This window comes from Pantoea sp. Morm (assembly GCF_016643525.1).
In the GTDB taxonomy this organism is placed as follows: Bacteria; Pseudomonadota; Gammaproteobacteria; order Enterobacterales; family Enterobacteriaceae; genus Pantoea; species Pantoea dispersa.
Genome location: NZ_VOQX01000230.1, coordinates 1 through 1712 on the forward strand (window position 1 = coordinate 1; position 1712 = coordinate 1712).

Here is a 1712-nt window from a genome sequence, read left to right on the forward strand (position 1 = left end):
TGCGCATAATGTTGGTTCCCGTACCCTCCCTGACAGGAATGATCGCGGGTAGAGCCTGCAGCAGGATATCTGCCAGTGCGCTATCGAAGGTATATCGACCGCCGAGAATAAAAGCACCCTGATCGGGCGTGACCTGCGTCAGCGCGCCCGTTTCGCTGTCGGGCGGTACAAAAGGCTGTCTTTTCGCCGCGGGATGGGTGGCCAGACTAAAGGATTTGCCAGAGGTGAGAAATACACAGTCGCCGGTTTCCAGTAACAGAGGCTGCTGGTCTCCGTCAACCGCTACCCAGCAGCAACCTTCCACGACACAGTAGCATTTGATGCCCTGATGAGGCGCAAACACCAGCGCGGTCTGTGCTTCCACTGGAAAACCGCCTGAGATAGCCCCCTGCAATCTGAGCAGAGTAAGCACTTCGGAAAGTGGATCCATAAAATTCCGTACGATCTGCATAAAATTACCTCGTTATAGCAGAGACCGTACCATTATTCATATTTTAATCTGCTTATCACCGGGACGTTGTTGTCCCATACCATCGATAAGGGGATTGTAATGAATGTGTTCATAACAGGTGCAAGCGGGTTTATCGGTATGGCGATCGCCGCAGAGCTGATTCAGGCGGGTCATCATGTCACCGGACTGGCTCGTTCGGAGCAGACTGTTCAGCGTCTCAATCGTATTGGCGCGGACGCGCACCGGGGTGAACTGAAGAATCTTCTGAGTCTGACCGTGGGTGCCCGCGCCGCTGACGCGGTGATCCACTGCGCTTATGACCACGCTTTTTCTCACCCGCAGGACACGGCAATGCAGGAAATGCAGGCAATTGCAGCCTTAGGTAAGGGGTTACTGGATTCGACGCGACCATTACTTATCACTTCAGTTGCGGCCATGGGCAGTCCCGCACCGGGTCAGCTTGCCAGCGAGGATTTTTACGACCCGTCGACGCAAAATCCGCGCAAATCGACCGAAATCGCGGCAGCCCAGGTCGCAGACAGTGGCGTCAATGTTTCCATCATCCGGTTGCCTCAAGTGCACAACGAGGTAAAACAGGGGTTCGTCTCAGCGTTAATCCAGCTGGCGCGAGAAAAAGGCGTTTCAGCCTATGTGGAAGAGGGAACCAATCAATGGGCTGCGGCGCATGTTGCTGATGTTGCCTCACTTTATCGGACAGTACTTGAGAAAGCGCTGCCTGGGCAGCGTTACCATGCCGTTGCGGAACAGGGCATCTCATTGCGCAACATTGCCGAAGACATCGGAGCGGGCCTGGGTGTTCCTGTCGTGCAACTGACCCGCGAAGAAGCCAGTGCCCACTTTGGCTGGCTGGCGCTGTTCGTTACCATGGATATGCGTGCATCAGCAGAATTAACCCGGCAGCGTACCGGCTGGCAACCTTCGCATCCGGGTTTACTGCAGGATCTGGAACGCTACTTCAGATTAGCGTAACACCATAGCGGCACAGCAGCCTCCTTAGTTATGCGCAGGGCACGGCCGTCGCTGCGGCGCGTTACGGCGCGTGACACCCTCCATCGCCCAGCAAACTCACCACAACAAGAAGCCCGCTCAGGTTTCCCTGAGCGGGCTTCTTTGAATCTGGCTCCTCTGACTGGACTCGAACCAGTGACATACGGATTAACAGTCCGCCGTTCTACCGACTGAACTACAGAGGAATCGTTGGAACGAGGCGAATATTAGCGATGCCGATCCCCGTTGTCAA

The 1712-nt window shown here is 55.4% G+C and carries 2 protein-coding genes and 1 tRNA gene; 1 reads left to right on the plus strand and 2 read right to left on the minus strand.

From position 1 onward, the window contains the following. Positions 1 to 430: cupin domain-containing protein (locus FT726_RS27115; RefSeq protein WP_346303836.1), on the minus strand; the 430-nt coding region annotated here is incomplete at its 3' end. A 120-nt stretch (positions 431 to 550) separates the two neighbouring features. Between FT726_RS27115 and FT726_RS27120 the strand changes: the two genes are divergently transcribed. Next, positions 551 to 1441, plus strand: a complete 891-nt coding sequence (locus tag FT726_RS27120) for an SDR family oxidoreductase (protein ID WP_288421889.1) — start codon at positions 551 to 553, stop codon at positions 1439 to 1441. Positions 1442 to 1589: 148 nt separating this feature from the next. Here FT726_RS27120 and FT726_RS27125 read toward each other — a convergent pair. After that, positions 1590 to 1665 (minus strand) — tRNA-Asn (locus tag FT726_RS27125). Between the last annotated feature and the right edge of the window lie 47 nt (positions 1666 to 1712).